This is a genomic window from Tepidibacillus sp. LV47 (assembly GCF_048381575.1).
Lineage (GTDB): Bacteria > Bacillota > Bacilli > Tepidibacillales > Tepidibacillaceae > Tepidibacillus.
On the sequence record NZ_JBLWIF010000002.1, the window covers coordinates 310,341 to 329,813 of the forward strand.

Genomic DNA, 19,473 nt, shown 5'->3' on the forward strand with positions numbered 1-19,473 from the left:
ATTCCTTAAGCTGCGACTTTCAGAAGTGCCCTTCTCTCCTTCATCTTTATTCATAGAAAGGCACGGATGACGGAGCGCGATGGAATATACAACCCTTTTTTTATATGTGGGTCTTTGCTTTGCATAACAAATACAAATCATAGATCTAATTGGTAAAATAAAGGATTTTTATACCTTCTAGCGAATTAGATATTAGATACTTTTGCGAGGTAGGTTATGAGAGTTTTTTGCTGTTTAAAAAAGCTAACGATTGGAGATAATCAATATTTGATTGATAAATTTAGATCAAATGATATAGGTTAAGGGTGAGTTAAGAATGCAAAAGGTTTATCTTGGAGTTGATATCGGGTCGGCAACAGTGAAGGTTGTTGGCATTAACGAAAATGGAGATTTAATTGGGAAACCAGTCTATATGCGTCATGATCAATTTCCGACACAAGTGGATGCAGTAAAACATGCTCTTCAGTCCTATTTAGAGTCCATCTCTGACCATCAAGTTGCTGGTCTTGGACTAACAGGTAGCGGCCGGGAATTGAACCGCCATCTCCTTGGCGGTGATTTAACAAGGACCGAAATTTTTGCCCATTCAATGGGAATTCTCCATTTATTGAAAAAAGGATTAATAAAAGATCCAAACGACCCTCACCAATCTTTAACGAAAATAGGAACAATTATCGAAATTGGCGGTCAAGATTCGAAAGTAATCGTTTTTGATGAGAATAATACTCCTGTTTACTTTAATATGAATACCATTTGTTCAGCAGGCACAGGGGAATTTTTAAAACAGATTGCCGATGAAGCGGGAATCTCTCTTGATGATTTTGGCGATATTGCGCTTAAAGCCAAAACATCAGCAAAAATTGACTCCACCTGTACCGTTTTTTCCCGTCGAGATTTTCGTCACCTCACACAAAAAGGGGTAGCATTGTCGGAACGACTTCGTGGCGTTTGTGATGCCATGGTGAAAAACTATCGAAACAACGTAGTCAAAGAGCAGAAACTAAAGGAACCTATTCTCTTTCAAGGTGGGGTTGCTTTTAATAAAGGAGTCATAGATGCTTTTGAACGTCAACTTGAGACAAAAGTGATCGTTCCTCCTCACCATGATATTATGGGCGCCATCGGTATGGCAGTTATTGTTCGCGATGAAAAATTAAAAGCAGGGAATGGATCTTCGTTTAAAGAGGATTTCTTTACACGGGAATTTGATAGTCAGGTTCGTTTTTGCCATGGTTGTCATAATGCTTGTGAACTCTCCCAACCGATTGAGCGAATCGGAGATCAGGTTACGATCCTTGATACGTTAGGTGGAAGGTGTGAAGGATCTCTTCTAGCAAAAAATGTAAAAGAATACCCTCAAGCTCAAAGTCAACTGCAAATCCCGATCAATCGGGTAAAGGAAAGCAAGAAAAAGATCGATGATAAGACTCCTACTCCCTCAAATAAAGTGCGTTTAGCAGATGGAATCTACTTTGCAGGGATTGATGGAGGATCACGGGGTACCAAGTATGCGTTAATTAAAGGGACAGAAAAAGGAATCGACATCGTGGCAGTTGGGTCAGTGGAAACCTCAGGCGATGCGATTAAGGCGATTCAAACGGCATTGAGCCAATTAGAACAACATCTTCCTAACGGCCAAACCTTAGGGGGAATCGGTACAACGGGAAGTGCAGCTGAATTAGCAAGGGATATGATTACGAGAAAAACCAAAGACACTTCAGATATAAAGGCAACCGAAATCATTGCTCATACGACATGGGCGAAACATTTTGTTCCCGATGTGAAGGTGATTATGGATATTGGTGGCAATGATGCCAAAATCATTGTGCTCAATGATCATGGAATTGATTTTGCGATGAATGATAAATGTGCAGCTGGCGCAGGGGCGTTCATTGAAGCCATTGCAAGAAGGTTTGAAGTTCCTTTAGAGGAATTTGGCAAGATTGCCCTAACTTCCAAAGCGCCAGCAAGAATATCTGGCCGTTGTGCTGTTTTTGGTGAATCAGACATCATTCATAAAGCAAGATTAGGGTTTAAAACCAATGATTTGTTTATGGGACTTGCTTATTCTATTTGCCGTACCTATTTATCTGATATCGGAAAAGGAAAAGTGTTATCCGTTCCCATCGTTGCCCAAGGAGGTACTTTCCTCAATCAAGCGATACAAAAAGCATTTCAAGAGACATTACAGTTATCGAAGGATGAGTTTATTATTGCTGACGATCCCCGTTTGGTTGTTGGCGCAGGGGCATTAGGAGTCGCTTTGCTAGCCAAAGAAGCATATGAGAAAGGGTATGATACAGCATTTAAAGGTTTTGAATGGGTACTTAATTCTCATTATCAGACGGAATCGTTAACTTGTAAGCATCCTTCTTGTGATCGAACTTGTCATGGTGTAATCACCCTTTTAGAAAATGGGGTTCCTATCTCTGGATATAAATCCATTGATTGCGACTTTGGTATGTTTGATGGCATGATTTCAGATCAACAAGAGCGAAATTTCGTAGAACGTTTGTTTGAAAGGGGGACCGCATAAGCATGAAAGGTTTACAAAAACCAATTATCGGGGTATCGACTGCTTTTACGGGAAAATATTTAGGAAGCCAAGTGATTTTTCGCTTTCTGGAAAATTTGCAGTTTCCTATAAGAAAAACAAAAATGACAAAACCGCAAATGGTTGAAGCAGGAAGTACTTTGGCGAGTTCTGACTTTTGTTTACCCTTAAGAATTTATGTGGGTCATATTTACTATCTTCTTCAAGAACATCCAGAGATTGATCTGTTAATCACACCGATTGTAAAAGGAGAATATCCCGATTCTACCACATGTGCCAAGTATCGCGATTTAAATGGCGTGATTATTCGCTCTTTAGGGAGTATCGCCGGTTATCATCTAAGGCAAAGCAATGAAAAACAAATCAAAGTATTCCAAGAATTGGTAGGTCCTCAAAAAACCCAATATCTTTTGAATAAAGTTGAATCCCTTCCTAGAATTATCGCACCAGAGATAGAATCCATTGAGAAATCTCATATGCGCCATGTTTGTTTCAAACTATATCAAGATATCATGGGAAAAAGTAACGGTCTAGATAAATCGTTCAAAGAAAAATTAGAAAATGCTTTTGAAGAGGCTTACCAGATGATCGTTGTGAAGAAAAGCGATCATTACGAACAGAAACTGGCAAATGAAGAGAAAGTTCGTTTAGCGATCGTTGGGCGGCACTATTTAACTGAAGATCCTGCACTATCTGCTGATATTAAAAAGTATTTTATGAAAAAAGGTGTAGAAGTCTTTACGATTCAGGATATTCCCTTTGAACAACTAAAGCAATACTACCAACAGATCAATGGATTTTATGATACTCATAAATTAGGACTTGCTTTTATTGATTATGTATTCGAGCAAGTGGATGGTTTTATTGTCATTGGCAGTTTTGGCTGCCATCCTGACGCATTTCAAGTTGAATATTTTAGTCAATATATTCGTGAGAGAGGAAAACCCGTTTGGACGTTTAAATTTGATGAACAAACAGGCGGAGTTGGTTTTCATACCCGCTTTGAAACCATTCTTGGTTTTCTTAAACAAAAACGGGATGAACGATTACAGAATAACAGGGTGATTCTCACAAGCAGTTTAGAAAAAAATCCTGTAGTTAAAGAAGTGGCTCAACAGGGAAATCTTAGACCGATTTTTATTTGGCCATATATGGGTCCAGGAATTGATTTGCTTTTAAAAGAAACTTGGTATCAACTAGGACTACAACATTATTTATACCCGCCAAAACCAGTAAATGAGGAAACTATCCAAAGGGGAAATGTTCATTACACGGAAACCTGCTCTCCTTATGCTTTCAGCATGGGAAGTGTCCGTGAAACTCTGGATCGTTTACTAGAGGATTTAGAAAAAGAGGCAAAGGAAATAGGGCAAATTGTTGAACCAAGAAGGATTATTTTACTTATGGCAAGGGGAAAGGGACCATGTACTTTTGGCTGGTATGCCATCGCTGGCGAAAAAGCATTACGTGAAGAATACGCGGATAAGTTAAAGCGTTATGGACATACTTTTGAAATGATTGCGTTGGATAATGAGGGGCGTGATCTGATCCCATTCCTTCAAGAATTAGCCAATGTGGCAGAAAATGATCAGATTAACAAACTCATTCGACTTTTAGACACCATCTTAATTGACCATGGTAAAGGTAAAGGACGTTTTCAGACTATAAAGGCAGAATTCAAATTGATCAAACAATTAAAACAGATTGTTTGGCCTGGGTGGCAAAAGCTCCTTGCTTATGAAGAACTACAAAATAAAGCATTAGTAACTCGTGCTCACGAATATCAAAAAGGGATGACCACTATCCGTTTGAAATATTGGATTGAGAAATTGGATCACGTTCATACGTTAGAAGAAATTGAAGAGATTAAGAATGCGGCACTCTATGATCTGGATTCAATTCCGCAAGATTCTGAGCCCAAGCCAAAAGTGGTGGTTGTTGGCGAAATTTATGTGGCTCTTACTTCCTTTGCCAATCGGGGAACCGTTGACCATTTATTAGGGCAGCATGGAATCGAAGCGGTAGAAGGAATACGCTTAAGTCATTTTATCAAAGGGGCATTTAAAGGATTAAAGATGCATTATCTAAATCAGCACCCCCTTTTAAAACCATGGTTAGAGAAACTGGAAGCTCTTGGCTGGTATCATCGAAATCGTTGGGTTCGAGAACCTTTTGCCAAACCTTTTTTAGAACATGAAATTGGCGGCGATGGGCAACCCACTGTGGCCTATGCTCGCCATCATATTGAACAAGATGGAGTAGACGGAATCCTTCATATCTATCCTTTTAAATGTATGCCAGAAGGAATGGCAAAGGATGCACTTGATGAAATGAGTCCAATCTATGGGGTAAAAAGCCTTCACTTGTCTTTTGATAAAGAGATTGAGATTGAACGATTAAGAACAGAGATTGGTACCTTTGCAACCCTGTTGTATCAGGATCTAGAACGAAAACAAGGGTTGAATCCACAAAAGGAAATAGAACGAAGACAAAAAATTGGCCAAACGATTGAACAGGCTTATTACCATTCGAAGAAGTCGAAAAGTAAAGTGATTAAGGAGAAAGCTTTGTAGCATTTTGCTGCAAAGCTTTTTTAAATAGGTTTGCATATTCCAACGCGCTCTGTTGTCCGTGTATACACTCCCAAAAGTCGCTGCTTATGGAATATACAAACCATACTAAATGCTCATAGAGACAAAATAGTTCTTGACGCTTATGTCCATTGGTGATAGACTTTATAAAAACGCTTTAGTTTGGTAGTATAGTAAAGTATCGTGAAGCGAAAAGGATGAGAGCAATGGCAACGTTAAAAAAATTTGAGAAACCAATCGGATTTCGTGATCTTTTACCAGAGATGGCAAGTCAAAAAAGAGAAATAGAGAATCGTTTACAGACCTTATTTTCCCGTTGGGGCTACCAAGAGATAATCACCCCAACCTTGGAATACGATCAAACCGTCGGCAAAGCAAGTGCGATCTCCGATTCGAAGATGTTTCGTTTACTCGACCGTCAAGGGAATGCTCTTGTTTTACGTCCAGATATGACTGCTCCAATTGCACGGGTTGTTTCTTCTGTTTTACGAAATGAAACATTACCGATTCGTATTTCCTATCATGCAAATGTCTTTCGTGCACAAGAAAATGAAGCAGGCCGTTTTTCAGAATTTTATCAATCTGGAATTGAGCTGATCGGAGAAAGAACACCTGATGCGGATGCCGAAGTGTTAACCCTTGCGATTCAATCGTTGAAACAAGTAGGAATCGATTCATTTCGTATTATCGTTGGTCATGTAGAATATTTAAATGGAATATTGGATGAATGGATCGATAAAGAAGAACAAAAAAAGGCTTTAAAAGAAATGTTAGCAAAACGGGATTTTGTAGGCTATCAACGATTTGTTGAAGAAAACACCCTTTTATCCGTTCTTGATTTACAAGGGGATTTTAGCGTTTTAGCAAAAGCAAGGAAAATCACTTCTTCAGAAAAAGCACAAAAAGCCCTTAATGAGCTTGTGCAAATTTATGAGCTCCTTCAACTCTATCAAGTAGAAAAATACGTATCCTTTGATCTGGCTTTTGTTCCCCATTTGGAATACTATACAGGAATGGTCTTTGAAGCAACTGGAGAAGGATTAGGTTTTCCCATATGTAGTGGTGGACGATATGATTCCTTATTATCCTCGTTTAATAACCCCCAATATGCGACAGGCTTTGCCATGCATATTGATCGGATTCTTGAACTTGCAACGATCAAACAGGAATCAAAGGAAAAAGTCTGTATCATTTATGATTTGGCACATCAGGATGAAGCATTACGTTATGCCGTCAAATTACGTGAGACAAAGGGTATGGTTGTGGAGACGATACGCATAGATTCCAAAGAGGATCTTCAATTCATTCGTTCTATTGAGCGGATTTACTTTTTACAGGAGGACATAGAGGAATGAAAGAACAACGATTAACCATTGCTGTGCCAAAAGGTCGGATTATGGGAGAAGCGATCGATCTATGGCGAAAGGCAGGGCTCCCTATCCCATTAGATATTGAGGATACCCGCAAATTAATCTTGACGACGGAAGATGGAGAAATGGAATGGATCCTGGCAAAACCGATGGATGTCCCTACTTATGTGGAATATGGAGTAGCAGATATCGGGATTGTTGGCAAAGACGTTTTGATGGAAACAGGGCGAGAAGTCTATGAACTCCTTGATCTGCAAATTAGTCAATGCCGTTTATCCGTAGCTGGACTATCTGGAGTGGAGCCAAAGGGAATCATGCCAAGAATCGCAAGTAAATATCCAAGAGTGGCAGAAAGATATTTTCGCGAACAGGGGAAACAGGTGGAAGTGATTGAACTTCATGGATCCGTTGAATTAGGGCCGATCGTTGGTTTAGCTGACCGTATTGTCGATATTGTTTCTACTGGGCAGACATTAAAAGAAAACGGTCTTGTCGAATATGAAACCATTGCCGAAATATCGACTCGCCTAATCGCCAATCAAGTGAGTTACCGAATGAAACAAGCAGTCATTAAAGAGATTATAGAACGCTTAAAAGAAGTAATCTAAGGAGGGTTTATGATGATCAAGATCTATCGCCAGTATACAGAATTTAAACGTCGGGAAAACAACGACAATCTTGAAGAGAAAAGACAACGGGTTTTAGAAATCATCCAACAAGTACGAATGAATGGGGACAAGGCCCTCCTTGCTTTTACCAAGGAATTTGATCATGTAGAACTATCATCCCTTAGAGTCCCTGTTGAAGAAATTGAACAAGCTGATCAGAAGGAAGATCCAGCTTTTGTCTCTGCTTTACAAGAGGCAGCAGAAAAGATTCGCTCCTTTCACCAAAAACAAAAACGAGAATCATGGTTTAGCACCGAAGAAGATGGAACCATTTTAGGGCAAAAGGTAACACCAATGGATCGAGTAGGGATCTATGTACCTGGAGGGACAGCAGCATATCCCTCTTCCGTATTGATGAATGCGATCCCTGCTCAAGTAGCGGGAGTAAAAGAGATTGTGATGGTTACTCCGCCAAATAAAGAAGGAAAAGTGAATTCTTATGTATTGTTAGCGGCAAAAATTTTAGGAATTGATGAGATTTATGCAGTGGGTGGAGCACAAGCGATCGCTGCCTTAGCTTATGGAACGGAGACGATCAAACCAGTAGACAAAATTGTCGGTCCTGGGAATATTTTCGTTGCGTTAGCCAAACGGGAAGTGTTTGGCCAAGTGGGAATCGATATGATCGCAGGTCCTAGTGAAATTGCGATTGTGGCTGATGAGAATGCCAATCCTGTTTATCTTGCGGCCGATTTATTATCCCAAGCTGAACATGATCCAATGGCCTCGTCGGTCTTATGGACAACATCTGAGTCTTTAGCAGAAGCAGTCCAATTAGAGGTGGAAAAACAGTTACAGCAATTACCACGTGAACGAATAGCAAGGGAATCGATTGAGAATTATGGTGGAATTATTGTTGTCGAGAGTTTAGAAGAGGCTTTTAAACAGGTGAATCAAATGGCTCCTGAGCATTTGGAAGTGATGGTCGAACAACCCTTTGCATGGCTTCCAAAAATTAAGCATGCTGGCGCGATTTTCTTAGGAACATATAGTTCAGAACCTGTAGGCGATTATTTTGCAGGACCAAATCACGTGCTACCGACAAGTGGTACGGCAAGGTTTTCTTCGCCGTTAAATGTGGATGATTTTATGAAGAAATCAAGTATTATCGCATATAGTAAGGAAGCACTTTTTGCACATGGGGAAAAAATTATCACGTTAGCAGAAAAGGAAGGGCTACATGCCCATGGAAAAGCGATAGCAGTTCGATTGGAAGGTGAGCGGTAATGGAACGGGAACGAAAAGCAAGAATCTATCGAAAAACGAAGGAAACAGAGATTGAAGTGGTATTAAACCTCGATGGGGAAGGCAAAACAGAACTAGAGACAGGGGTTCCCTTCCTTGAACATATGTTGGATTTATGGAGCAAACACGGTCATTTCGATTTAACTGTTAAAGCTAAAGGAGATATTGAGATTGATGATCACCATACCGTTGAAGATATCGCGATTTGCTTAGGTCAAGCCTTTAAAGAGGCATTAGGTTCCAAGGAAGGGATCAACCGGTATGGAATGAGTGTTGTTCCCATGGATGAAGCGTTAGGTCAAGTGATTGTCGATGTTAGCAATCGTCCCCATTTGGAATATCGGATTGACCTTCCTGATTCAAGAATTGGGACATTTGCAACGGAATTATTTCATGAATTCTTATGGAAATTCGCTCTCGAATCACGGATGACGATTCATACGATTGTTCACTATGGCCGCAATTCTCACCATATGATTGAAGCGATTTTTAAGGCATTAGGTAGAAGCCTGCATGAGGCGATTCAAATCAATCCAAAGCAAAAAGGAATTCCTTCGAGTAAAGGGGTATTGTAATGATTGCCATTATAGATTATGGAATGGGGAATTTACACAGTGTGCAAAAAGCATTAGAACGATTAGGTTTTGAAGCAAAAGCTACTGATGGGGCAAAAGAGATTCTATCTGCGGATAAAGTGATCTTACCTGGTGTTGGGGCTTTTGGCGATGCTATGGAGAATCTACGAAAAAAAGAGCTTATCCCTGTCATTCATCAACTGATTGAACAAGGTACACCGTTTTTAGGAATTTGTCTTGGAATGCAGTTATTGTTTGATTCAAGTGAAGAACATGGCTATCATCAAGGATTAGGAATATTTCGCGGTCATGTGAAACGTTTTGCGGGAGATTATAAGATTCCCCATATGGGCTGGAATGAATTAAAGATTTTGCAAAAAGATCATCCATTGTTTGCAGGGATAGAGGGAGGGCATGTCTATTTTGTCCATTCCTACTATGTTGACGTAGAAGAAAAAAGCATCTTATTAGCAACGACCGATTATTATCAAGAGGTTCCAGCGATTGTTGGGAAGAACCATGTCATCGGCATGCAATTTCACCCAGAAAAAAGTGGCCAGGTTGGCATGAAACTGTTGGATCGATTTGCAAAGGGGGAGATCGTATGAGTTTTAACATTTACCCAGCCATCGATCTGCGTGGTGGACAGTGTGTCCGCTTATTTCAAGGAGATTATGGACAAGAAACGGTTTATGGAGATCCCATCGAAATCGCAAAACAATGGCAGAAAAGGGGTGCAACCTGGTTGCATCTTGTGGATCTTGATGGAGCCAAAGAAGGAGCACCGATCCAAATGGAAGTGATTGCGAAGATCGTCAAAGTGATTGATATTCCTGTCCAATTAGGGGGTGGGATCCGAACATTGGAGACGATCCAAAGATATTTTCAACTTGGAGTTTCTCGTCTTATCTTGGGAACGGCTGCATTAGAAAACCGGGAATTGTTAAAACAAGCCCTTGAGTTAAATCCTGAGGGGATTGCGGTTGGTATCGATGCACGAAATGGATATGTAGCAACACGGGGTTGGCTAGAAACCAGTCAAGTCCCTGCGATCGAACTTGGAAAAGAATTAGTTAAAATGGGAGTAAGGCGGTTTATTTTTACCGACATAGCAAAAGATGGGACATTAACAGGACCAAACATTGTGGCGACACGACAATTTGCCAAAGAAACCAAAGGAGAAGTAATTGCTTCTGGTGGAGTTAGCCAAATTGAGGATCTGATTCAGTTAAAGCAATATGAAGAAGAGGGAATAGGTGGAGCGATTGTTGGCAAAGCCCTCTATACAGGAAATCTCTCCTTTGAAGAAGCATTACAACGGATCAAGGAGGCATAACGATGTTAACCAAGCGCATTATCCCTTGTTTAGATGTAAAAGATGGGCGGGTTGTAAAAGGAATTCAGTTTGTTCAACTGCGTGATGCAGGTGATCCTGTAGAGTTGGCGAAGGTTTATGACCAACAGGGTGCCGATGAATTAGTTTTTTTAGATATTTCCGCAACTAATGAAGGGCGAAAAACGATGATTGATGTGGTTGAACAAACGGCCGGATCGATTTCCATTCCTTTTACTGTTGGGGGTGGGATTGGTTCGGTAGACGACATGAGAGCACTCTTACGAGCAGGAGCAGATAAAGTCTCCATTAATTCCAGTGCAGTAGCCAATCCAGACCTCATCAATCAAGGAGCAAAGGTATTTGGCAACCAATGTATTGTCGTAGCCATCGACGCTAAATATAACGAGGAATGGGAAGATTATGAAGTAGTTACTCATGGAGGAAGAAAACCAACGGGTTTACGGGTTCGCGATTGGGCAAAAGAGGTAGAAAAACGAGGAGCAGGTGAGATCCTTCTAACAAGTATGGATCAGGATGGAAAAAAACAAGGTTTTGATTTAAAATTAACAAGAATGGTTGCTGAAGCTGTTCAAATCCCTGTGATTGCTTCTGGTGGTGGTGGAAATGCGGAACATTTTGCAGAAGCCTTTGAAATCGGAAAAGCAGATGCAGCATTAGCTGCTTCCATCTTTCATTATGGTGAAGTAAAAATTCCCGAATTAAAAAGGGAACTACGAGAAAGAGGGTTGAACATTCGGTGAGTGAATTGATACCAAAAATCGATCTTTCGCAAATCAAATGGAATGAACAAGGGTTATTGCCAGCGGTGATTCAAGATGTTCAAACAAAACAAGTACTCATGGTTGCTTATATGAATGAAGAATCTTTGAAAAAAACGCTTGAATCTGGGGAAACATGGTTTTGGAGTCGTTCAAGACAAGAACTATGGCATAAAGGTGCAACTTCTGGTCACATTCAAAAAGTGAAAGAATTACGCTTGGATTGTGATCAAGATACCTTGCTTGTGCTAGTAGAACAAATAGGAGTCGCCTGCCATACGGGTTCATATACTTGCTTTCAAGAAGAAAAAGAACATGAGCCTAGTAAAATACTTGAAGAATTGGCCAACCTCATTCTAAAAAGAGATCAAGAACGTCCTGAAGGTTCTTATACCACTTATCTCTTTGAACAAGGTACAGATAAAATATTGAAAAAAATTGGGGAAGAGACAAGTGAAGTGATTATCGCTACAAAAAATGAAAATCGTCAAGAAATCATTAATGAAGCAAGTGACCTACTCTATCATTTGCTTGTATTATTTCAAGCAAAAGGAATCCTTTTACGGGAGGTAATGGAAGAATTACAAAGACGCCACCAAAGTCCTTTGCAAGATCAAAAATATAACCGAAAACCAAACTTAAGTAAAAGAGAATCGTAAGCAGGATGTGATACAGATGTTTATCGATTATCATACACACCATGAACGTTGTGGCCATGCTGATGGAAGGTTAAGAGATTATATCGAACAAGGGATTAAAATTGGGCTTGATCAATTGGGACTATCTGATCATATGCCCATTATTCATCTTCCAGAGGAAAAAATTCCATCTGGAACTGCTATGAAACTTCAGCAATTAGATGAATATGTTCAAGAAGCGCTCGATTTAAAAAAGGAATATCGGGGGCAAATCGATATTAAAGTAGGTATTGAAGCTGATTATGTTGAAGGGTTTGAAGAAAAGATCGAAAATTTACTTTCTCCTTACCCTTTTGATTATATTATTGGTTCGGTTCATTTTTTAGGGGAATGGGATCATTCAGACAGTCGGCAAATAGAAGGTTGGCAAAAGAAACCGATTGATGAGATTTTTACCGAATATTATCGTGCTGTTCAAGGAGCTGCAAAGTCAGGACTTTATGACATTATTGGCCATTTCGACGTGATTAAAAAACATGGCCATGTACCTCAAAGGGATTTAACACCATTGATCGTTGAAACGCTAAAAGTGATCAAAGAACAGGATCTCACCTTGGAAGTCAATACCTCAGGACTTTTTAAAGTAGTAAAAGAAATTTTTCCTGCCCCTGCAATTATTAAAAAGGCGGTTTCACTAGGTATTCCTTTTACCTTAGGCTCTGATGCCCATAAACCTGAACATGTTCATGTTGGCGTAGAAGAAGGAAGAAGGGTGTTAAAAGAATTGGGTGTAAACGAAATTGCCACCTTCGATCAGCACAAAAGAATCATGGTCCATTTTTAATAAAAGAGGTGTTATCATGATTAAATGCATCGCTAGCGATATGGATGGGACATTATTAAGTAGCAAACAAACGGTCAGTGAAGAAAACCGTACTGTGATCAAACAAGCGCAAAAAGCAGGAATCGAATTCGTCGTTGCTACCGGCCGTTCCTATCAGGAAGCGATTTATTTACTGCAAGAAGCAGGAATTTCTTGCCCGATTATTTCTACAAATGGTGCAGAAATACGTTCAGAAACCGGGGAAAGAATTGCATCATTTCCATTACAAGGGGATAAGGCAAGAAAAATCGCCGATTACCTTGACCAAAAAGAAATGTATTATGAAGTTTTTACGAATGAAGGAACATATATTAAAGATTATCAAAAAGGCTTAGCTACCATTATTGATATTTTATCAAGTGCGAATCCTTATTTCGACACTGATCGATTCCTTGAGAATGCAAAAGAACGGATTGAACGGGGTAGTGTTCGCGTCGTTGATGATTATCAACCTCTGTTTGTTGATCCGAACATCGAAATTCTAAAAATACTCGCTTTTTCTTTAGATGTAGGAAAGAAAAAAGAAGTAGAACAATATCTCCTTCAATTTGACGTTGCCGTCAGTTCCTCAGGGTATGATAACCTAGAAATTACCGATATTCATGCCCAAAAAGGACTCGCGTTAGAATACTTTACCCGTGAACGAAAAATTAAGATGGAAGAAACAATGGCGATTGGTGATAGCTATAATGATCTATCTATGTTTTCGCGCGTAGGGTTGGCTGTCGCAATGGGAAACGCGAATGCAGAAATCAAAGAAAAGGCAGATCAAGTAACAGCCACCAATGATGAAAATGGAGTTGCCAAAGCGATTTTACAATCATTAAAAATAAGCAATCCTCGGGAATAATATCGATTGAATTCAATAAAATCCCAATCCTATCCTCAAAAAAATAGGATATGGGATTTTTTTTAAAATAAAAATTAGTACCAAGTCATATGAATTAGTATTATAATAAAGTAATAAAGAAGTAAAGGATTAAAAGAAGAGGATTAAAAGAATAAGTACTGAAGAAAAGGAGAATGGTCATGGATCTTAAACAACTGATCGCACCGAATAGATACAACTTAACACAAGAGATTGAGAAGTTTGCTTCCGACAAAGTTGCACTGAAATGGGAAAATGAAGAAGGACATTATGAAGAGATAACCTATAACGACCTCTTAAACAAGGCCAATCAACTTGCCAATGCATTGACAAAGTTGGGTTTAACAAAAGGGGATCGGGTATTAGTAATGATGCCACGATTCATTTTCTCCTACGTGATTTATCTCGCTTGTTTAAAAGCTGGTCTTGTAATCATTCCTGCTTCAGAGATGTTACGTGCCAAAGATCTTAGTTATCGAATCAACCATGGAGAAGCAAAAGCGATCATCGCATATTCCGAATTCCATCAAGAGATTGATTTGATTACTGAACCGATGCCAACATTACAAGTTAAAATTTCTTACGGGAAAGAAATTGATGGTTGGCTCTCGGTTGAACAATTAATGGAAAATGAATCGCAAACCTTTGAAACAATACGAACTACAAAAGACGATATTGCTTTTCTAACTTACACTTCAGGAACAACTGGTTTTCCAAAAGGAGTATTGCATAGTCATGGATGGGCCTATGCCCATTTACGGATCGCTGCAGATTTATGGCTAGATATTCAAGAACATGATCTTGTTTGGGCAACAGCGGGGCCTGGATGGCAGAAATGGGTTTGGAGTCCTTTCTTATCGATCTTAGGCAAAGGAGCAACAGGATTTATCTATCATGGAAGGTTTCAGCCTCATAAATATTTAACCCTATTACAGAATTACAAGGTGAATGTCTTATGTTGTACCCCGACAGAGTACCGTTTAATGGCTAAAGTGGATGGATTAAGTCAATATAATCTCTCTCATTTACGTAGTGCTGTATCTGCAGGAGAGCCGTTAAATCGTGAAGTGATTGATGTTTTTAGAAATTATTTTCAAATTGAAGTACGTGATGGCTATGGTCAAACCGAAGGAACTTTAATGGTAGCGACTTTAAAAGATATGAAAGTAAAGCCTGGATCAATGGGTAAACCAACTGTTAACGACGCTATTGAAATTATCAATGAAAACGGAGAGCCGGTTGCCATAGGTGAAGTAGGGGATCTTGCAATTCATCGTAATCATCCAGCACTTTTTAAAGGTTATTTTAAAGATCCAGAAAGAACTTTAGCTGCCTTTCGTAGTGATTACTATATTACAGGCGATCGTGCGCGAAAAGATCAAGAAGGGTATTTCTGGTTTGAAGGTCGTAGAGATGATATTATTATCAGTTCAGGGTATACGATTGGACCGTTTGAGGTAGAAGATGCATTGATGAAACATCCTGCAGTGAAAGAATGCGCCGTTGTTGCTAGTCCTGATGAAATCAGAGGGCATGTCGTTAAGGCATTTATCGTCTTAAAGGAAGGATTTTATGGTGGATTGGAATTAGAAGAAGAATTGAAAGAACATGTGAAGCGCCTGACAGCTCCTTACAAATATCCAAGAAGAATTGAATTTATAAAAGAATTACCAAAAACAAATTCAGGGAAAATTCGTCGGGTCGAATTACGTGAATTAGAAGAACAAAAATATAAAGCTTTAGATATGTAGTGTATAAAATCGGGTATTATGGTATAAAAGAGATAGGAAGACCATGGAGGGGTTTTATGCACAGGAGATACCTCGAAATCTACGAAGAGATTAAAAATGCAATACTAGCCGGAACCTATCGGCCAGGTGAAAAACTACCTTCTGAACACGAATTTTGTCAAAAATATAGGGTCAGCCGAGGGACTATTCGTAGAGCACTAGAGTTGCTTGCAGAAGAAGGTTTTGTTCACAGTTTGCACGGGAAGGGCGTTTTTGTCTTAGATAAACACCCAATTACATTCTCCTTCGGAGGTCTTGTTAGTTTCAAGGAAGCAAGTGAAGGTAATAATCAGCCTTTTCAGACATATGTTCCTAAATTTGAGGAGATCATCATTGATCAATCCCTCCATAAGAAAACAAATTTACCAATTGGTGAAGAAGCATATCATATCTATCGTGTAAGGGAATTAGCAGGGGAAAAAATTATTTTTGATGTTAACTATTTTTTAAAAAAATATGTTTCTGATCTAACAGAAGAAATCGCTCGAGTTTCAATCTATGACTATATAGAAAATATCCTGCAATTAAAAATTGGTTTTGCAAAACGAATTATTCAAGTGGAACCTGTGACAATAAAAGACAAAGAGCATTTAGATTTAAAAGGATTTAATTTAGTCGTTGTTGTGAAAAACTTTGTCCATTTCCAAGATGGAACTCAATTTGAATATACAGAATCACGTCACCGACCTGATCGTTTTGTTTTCTCTGATTTTGCCCGTCGTAGATAACTGCGGGGTTTAGGATTTTGGAGCAATAGCTCCCTTACTACTAAAAACCTGGGCTTGTATGTTCTATTAAGCATACAAGCCATTTTTTGTTTCCATAAGCATGTTGGAATATACAAACCTATTTTTATTTATGATAAAAGAAAGAATGTTTATGTCATAAAATGTCGAAATAAGTATAAACTTGTCTAAACAAGTATTGACAAAACTTGTTTGAACAAGTTATCATTTTGTTATGAAAACGAATACAAGGAGGGAATATCATGAGCATTAAAAGAGAGTCAGTTGAGAAAATTGTCGAAGCAATCGGTGGAAAAGAGAACATTATAGCTGCCACCCATTGTGTGACAAGATTACGTTTTGCATTAAAAGATGAAAGCCTTGTTGATAAAGAAGCACTAGAAAAAATAGATATTGTCAAAGGTTCCTTTTCAGCAAATGGCCAATTTCAAGTGGTGATTGGGCAAGGATTAGTGGATAAAGCCTATGATCAATTGGTTGAAATCACGGGAATTGAAAGAGGAAGCAAACAAGATATTAAAGATGCAGCAGAGAGTAAACTAAATCCTTTACAACGTGCCGTGAAAACGCTTGCGGATATTTTTATTCCGATTCTACCGGCAATTGTAACCGCTGGTTTGTTAATGGGAATTAATAATATTCTGACGGGAAAAGGGATTTTCTTTAAGGAAGCGGTAGTAGATGTATATCCAGAGTGGAAAGATTTGGCGAGTATGATTAATCTAATTGCTAATACCGCCTTTGTCTTCTTACCTGGTTTAATTGGTTGGTCGGCCGTGAAGAAATTTGGAGGAAGCCCGCTGTTTGGAATTGTTCTTGGTTTGATGCTTGTTCATCCTGATCTTTTAAATGCATGGGGATATGGGGCAGCAAAAGAGATCCCAACTTGGAATCTATTTGGTTTAGTTGTGCAAAAAGTAGGTTATCAAGGGCAAGTACTTCCTATATTGGTTGCTTCCTACGTTCTAGCGAAACTGGAAATTTATTTAAGAAACCGCATTCCTGAAGCGTTTCAATTATTACTGGTTGCTCCAATCGCATTATTAGTTACTGGGTTTCTTGCTTTTGTCATCATCGGACCAGTAACGTTTAAGATTGGTAGTTGGTTAACAGCAGGCATTACCGGCATCTTTGATACTGTACCTATCATCGGAGGACTTATTTATGGAGCGTTCTATGCACCTATTGTTATTACAGGAATGCACCATACTTTTCTTGCCGTTGACTTACAACTCATCGGTTCTATTGGCGGAACTTTCTTATGGCCAATTGTAGCATTATCCAATATATCTCAAGGTTCTGCAGCTTTAGCCATGATGTTTGTTTCAAAAGATGAAAAAGTAAAAGGTTTATCACTAACATCGGCAATCTCTGCTTTCTTAGGGATTACCGAACCAGCGATGTTTGGAGTGAACTTGCGCTTTAGATATCCATTTATCTCGGCAATGATTGGATCTGCCATTGGGGCAATGGTGATTACTGTTAGTGATGTTATTGCACCATCGATTGGTGTAGGTGGACTACCTGGTTTTCTTTCCATTGTTCCAGAAAAATGGGTACCCTTCTTTATCGGCATGGCAATTGTTCTGATCGTACCTTTCGTATTAACCTATGTATGGGGTAAATTGAGAAGAAAGTAAGGCGAACTGCGTTTACCATTGGTGTTTTCGTTGGGATTACGCCAATGGTATTCCTTTTTTATCGATTTACAATCTCTAATAAATTAAGATAAAATTGGTGGTGTTGACGTTGAAACAGCCTTGGTGGAAAAAAGCAGTCGTTTATCAAATCTATCCAAAAAGTTTTAAAGACACAACAGGGGATGGAATTGGCGATTTACAAGGGATCATTGAAAAACTAGATTACTTAAAAGAGCTTGGTATTGATGTAATCTGGCTTACCCCTATTTATGAATCTCCCCAACGGGATAATGGCTATGACATCAGTGATTACTACAAAATTAATCCAGACTATGGAACCATGGAAACTTTTGATGAACTGTTGAAAAAAGCCCATGAAATCGGGATCAAAATCATTATAGATATCGTGGTCAACCATACATCCACTGAACATCCATGGTTTAAGGAAGCGAAAAAATCAAAAGAGAATCCTTATCGTAACTTTTATATCTGGAAGGATGGTGTCAATGGACAACCTCCGAACAATTGGCTGTCTAAGTTCGGGGGGAGTGCTTGGCAATATGATGAAAAAACGGACCAATACTATCTCCATCTCTTTGATGTGACCCAAGCCGATTTAAACTGGGAAAATCCAGAACTTCGGAAAAAGATATATGAAATGATGAATTTTTGGTTAGATAAAGGTGTGGATGGTTTCCGTTTAGATGTGATTAATCTCATCTCAAAGGATCAATCCTTTCCAAATGATACCTTAGAGACGCCAACGGATGATGGAAGGAAATTCTACACCGATGGCCCGCGCATTCATGAATTTTTAAAAGAAATGAACCGTGAGGTCTTTGCCAAACGCCCTGACATTTTAACTGTAGGAGAAATGTCATCCACGTCGATTGAAAATTGTATTCGTTATACGAATCCAGAGGAAAAAGAATTAAGCATGACCTTTAGTTTTCATCATTTAAAAGTGGATTATCCAAATGGAGAAAAGTTTGTGGCGGCTCCTTTTGACTTTATTAAGTTGAAAAAAATCCTAAGTGAATGGCAAGTAGGCATGCATCAAGGCGGTGGCTGGAATGCTCTCTTTTGGAGCAATCACGACCAGCCAAGGATTGTTTCTCGTTTTGGCAATGATCAAGAATACCATAAAGAATCAGCCAAAATGTTAGCCACTACCATTCATTTGATGGAAGGAACTCCTTATATCTATCAAGGGGAAGAAATCGGGATGACCAACCCTTACTTTGATGATATTTTCGATTATCGCGATGTGGAATCGATTAATGCTTACCATTTATTAAAAGAAAAAGGAAAATCAGAAGAAGAGATCATGGCAGCGCTCAAGCAAAAATCGCGAGATAATTCCCGTACACCGATGCAGTGGAATGGGGATAAAAATGCAGGGTTTACAACGGGAACGCCTTGGATCCCTGTTGCTCCCAACTACCAAAAAATCAATGTTGCACAAGCCTTAAAGGATCCTGATTCGATCTTTTATCACTACAAAAAGCTGATTCAATTGCGAAAAGAATACGATATAATTGCTTATGGGGATTATCAACTAATCTTAGAAGACGATCCGCAAATTTTTGCCTATATTCGCAGGTACCAAAACGAGGCTCTTCTTGTAATCAATAATTTCTACGGCAAAGAAACGATATTTGCGTTGCCTGAAGAAATCAAGCTTGAGGGAAATGCAAAAATTTTAATTTCCAATTATAAGGACACAGAAAATAATATCCACAAATTAACTTTACGTCCGTATGAGTCAGTAGCCTTTTATATAAAATAAA

16 protein-coding genes are annotated in these 19,473 nt (G+C 39.0%); all 16 read left to right on the forward strand.

Features of this window, described 5'->3' with window-relative positions:
- Window positions 1-316 precede the first annotated feature (316 nt).
- The 16 genes from ACMW72_RS04660 to treC all read left to right on the forward strand — a co-directional run bounded on the left by ACMW72_RS04660 (window position 317) and on the right by treC (window position 19,472).
- Window positions 317-2,536 (forward strand): acyl-CoA dehydratase activase, encoded by a 2,220-nt coding sequence (locus ACMW72_RS04660; protein WP_418367668.1) that lies wholly within the window; start codon window positions 317-319, stop codon window positions 2,534-2,536.
- A 2-nt stretch (window positions 2,537-2,538) separates the two neighbouring features.
- A complete protein-coding gene (locus tag ACMW72_RS04665) occupies window positions 2,539-5,127 on the forward strand; it encodes an acyl-CoA dehydratase activase-related protein (protein ID WP_418367669.1) in 2,589 nt (862 codons plus the stop codon).
- 224 nt (window positions 5,128-5,351) lie between these two features.
- Window positions 5,352-6,500, forward strand: coding sequence for an ATP phosphoribosyltransferase regulatory subunit (locus ACMW72_RS04670; RefSeq protein ID WP_418367670.1), 1,149 nt, complete (start codon window positions 5,352-5,354; stop codon window positions 6,498-6,500).
- Window positions 6,497-7,123, forward strand: a complete 627-nt coding sequence (gene hisG / locus ACMW72_RS04675; RefSeq protein WP_418367671.1) for an ATP phosphoribosyltransferase — start codon at window positions 6,497-6,499, stop codon at window positions 7,121-7,123. Before ACMW72_RS04670 ends, hisG begins: the two co-directional genes overlap by 4 nt.
- Window positions 7,124-7,135: 12 nt before the next feature.
- Window positions 7,136-8,410: a histidinol dehydrogenase gene (gene hisD, locus ACMW72_RS04680; RefSeq protein ID WP_418367672.1), complete on the forward strand. Its 1,275-nt coding sequence runs from the start codon at window positions 7,136-7,138 to the stop codon at window positions 8,408-8,410.
- The gene (gene hisB, locus ACMW72_RS04685; RefSeq protein WP_418367673.1) at window positions 8,410-9,003 is read left to right on the forward strand and encodes an imidazoleglycerol-phosphate dehydratase HisB; all 594 of its coding nucleotides are present in this window, start codon (window positions 8,410-8,412) and stop codon (window positions 9,001-9,003) included. Before hisD ends, hisB begins: the two co-directional genes overlap by 1 nt.
- Entirely contained in the window at window positions 9,003-9,611 is a 609-nt protein-coding gene (gene hisH / locus ACMW72_RS04690; protein ID WP_418367674.1) for an imidazole glycerol phosphate synthase subunit HisH, read from the forward strand. The genes hisB and hisH overlap by 1 nt, the downstream gene beginning before the upstream one ends.
- Complete coding sequence (gene hisA, locus ACMW72_RS04695) at window positions 9,608-10,339, forward strand: 1-(5-phosphoribosyl)-5-[(5-phosphoribosylamino)methylideneamino]imidazole-4-carboxamide isomerase (RefSeq protein WP_418367675.1); 732 nt, start codon at window positions 9,608-9,610, stop codon at window positions 10,337-10,339. Before hisH ends, hisA begins: the two co-directional genes overlap by 4 nt.
- 2 nt (window positions 10,340-10,341) lie before the next feature.
- Window positions 10,342-11,100 carry an imidazole glycerol phosphate synthase subunit HisF gene (hisF, locus tag ACMW72_RS04700; protein ID WP_418367676.1) on the forward strand — a complete coding sequence of 253 codons (759 nt, stop codon included), beginning with the start codon at window positions 10,342-10,344 and terminating at the stop codon, window positions 11,098-11,100.
- Window positions 11,097-11,777, forward strand: coding sequence for a bifunctional phosphoribosyl-AMP cyclohydrolase/phosphoribosyl-ATP diphosphatase HisIE (gene hisIE, locus ACMW72_RS04705; RefSeq protein ID WP_418367677.1), 681 nt, complete (start codon window positions 11,097-11,099; stop codon window positions 11,775-11,777). The genes hisF and hisIE overlap by 4 nt, the downstream gene beginning before the upstream one ends.
- Before the next feature lie 16 nt (window positions 11,778-11,793).
- A complete protein-coding gene (gene hisJ, locus ACMW72_RS04710) occupies window positions 11,794-12,600 on the forward strand; it encodes a histidinol-phosphatase HisJ (RefSeq protein WP_418367678.1) in 807 nt (268 codons plus the stop codon).
- Window positions 12,601-12,616: 16 nt separating this feature from the next.
- Window positions 12,617-13,489, forward strand: a complete 873-nt coding sequence (locus ACMW72_RS04715; protein ID WP_418367679.1) for a Cof-type HAD-IIB family hydrolase — start codon at window positions 12,617-12,619, stop codon at window positions 13,487-13,489.
- Window positions 13,490-13,668: 179 nt separating this feature from the next.
- Window positions 13,669-15,258, forward strand: a complete 1,590-nt coding sequence (gene mbcS, locus ACMW72_RS04720) for an acyl-CoA synthetase MbcS (protein ID WP_418367680.1) — start codon at window positions 13,669-13,671, stop codon at window positions 15,256-15,258.
- Window positions 15,259-15,314: 56 nt separating this feature from the next.
- Window positions 15,315-16,025, forward strand: coding sequence for a trehalose operon repressor (gene treR, locus ACMW72_RS04725; protein ID WP_418367681.1), 711 nt, complete (start codon window positions 15,315-15,317; stop codon window positions 16,023-16,025).
- Between the two features lie 260 nt (window positions 16,026-16,285).
- Window positions 16,286-17,683 (forward strand): PTS system trehalose-specific EIIBC component, encoded by a 1,398-nt coding sequence (gene treP / locus ACMW72_RS04730; protein ID WP_418367682.1) that lies wholly within the window; start codon window positions 16,286-16,288, stop codon window positions 17,681-17,683.
- Between the two features lie 109 nt (window positions 17,684-17,792).
- Window positions 17,793-19,472 carry an alpha,alpha-phosphotrehalase gene (treC, locus tag ACMW72_RS04735; RefSeq protein ID WP_418367683.1) on the forward strand — a complete coding sequence of 560 codons (1,680 nt, stop codon included), beginning with the start codon at window positions 17,793-17,795 and terminating at the stop codon, window positions 19,470-19,472.
- The last annotated feature ends 1 nt before the right edge of the window (window position 19,473 follow it).

Bases quoted from the DNA above. Each gene is read 5' to 3' on its own strand.
- ACMW72_RS04670 (WP_418367670.1), top strand. From the start codon at position 5,352: ATGGCAACGTTAAAAAAATTTGAGAAACCAATCGGATTTCGTGATCTT.
- hisF (WP_418367676.1), top strand. From the start codon at position 10,342: ATGTTAACCAAGCGCATTATCCCTTGTTTAGATGTAAAAGATGGGCGG.
- treP (WP_418367682.1), top strand. From the start codon at position 16,286: ATGAGCATTAAAAGAGAGTCAGTTGAGAAAATTGTCGAAGCAATCGGT.
- hisJ (WP_418367678.1), top strand. From the start codon at position 11,794: ATGTTTATCGATTATCATACACACCATGAACGTTGTGGCCATGCTGAT.
- hisD (WP_418367672.1), top strand. From the start codon at position 7,136: ATGATCAAGATCTATCGCCAGTATACAGAATTTAAACGTCGGGAAAAC.
- ACMW72_RS04665 (WP_418367669.1), top strand. From the start codon at position 2,539: ATGAAAGGTTTACAAAAACCAATTATCGGGGTATCGACTGCTTTTACG.
- hisG (WP_418367671.1), top strand. From the start codon at position 6,497: ATGAAAGAACAACGATTAACCATTGCTGTGCCAAAAGGTCGGATTATG.
- hisH (WP_418367674.1), top strand. From the start codon at position 9,003: ATGATTGCCATTATAGATTATGGAATGGGGAATTTACACAGTGTGCAA.
- hisB (WP_418367673.1), top strand. From the start codon at position 8,410: ATGGAACGGGAACGAAAAGCAAGAATCTATCGAAAAACGAAGGAAACA.
- mbcS (WP_418367680.1), top strand. From the start codon at position 13,669: ATGGATCTTAAACAACTGATCGCACCGAATAGATACAACTTAACACAA.
- treR (WP_418367681.1), top strand. From the start codon at position 15,315: ATGCACAGGAGATACCTCGAAATCTACGAAGAGATTAAAAATGCAATA.
- ACMW72_RS04660 (WP_418367668.1), top strand. From the start codon at position 317: ATGCAAAAGGTTTATCTTGGAGTTGATATCGGGTCGGCAACAGTGAAG.
- hisA (WP_418367675.1), top strand. From the start codon at position 9,608: ATGAGTTTTAACATTTACCCAGCCATCGATCTGCGTGGTGGACAGTGT.
- ACMW72_RS04715 (WP_418367679.1), top strand. From the start codon at position 12,617: ATGATTAAATGCATCGCTAGCGATATGGATGGGACATTATTAAGTAGC.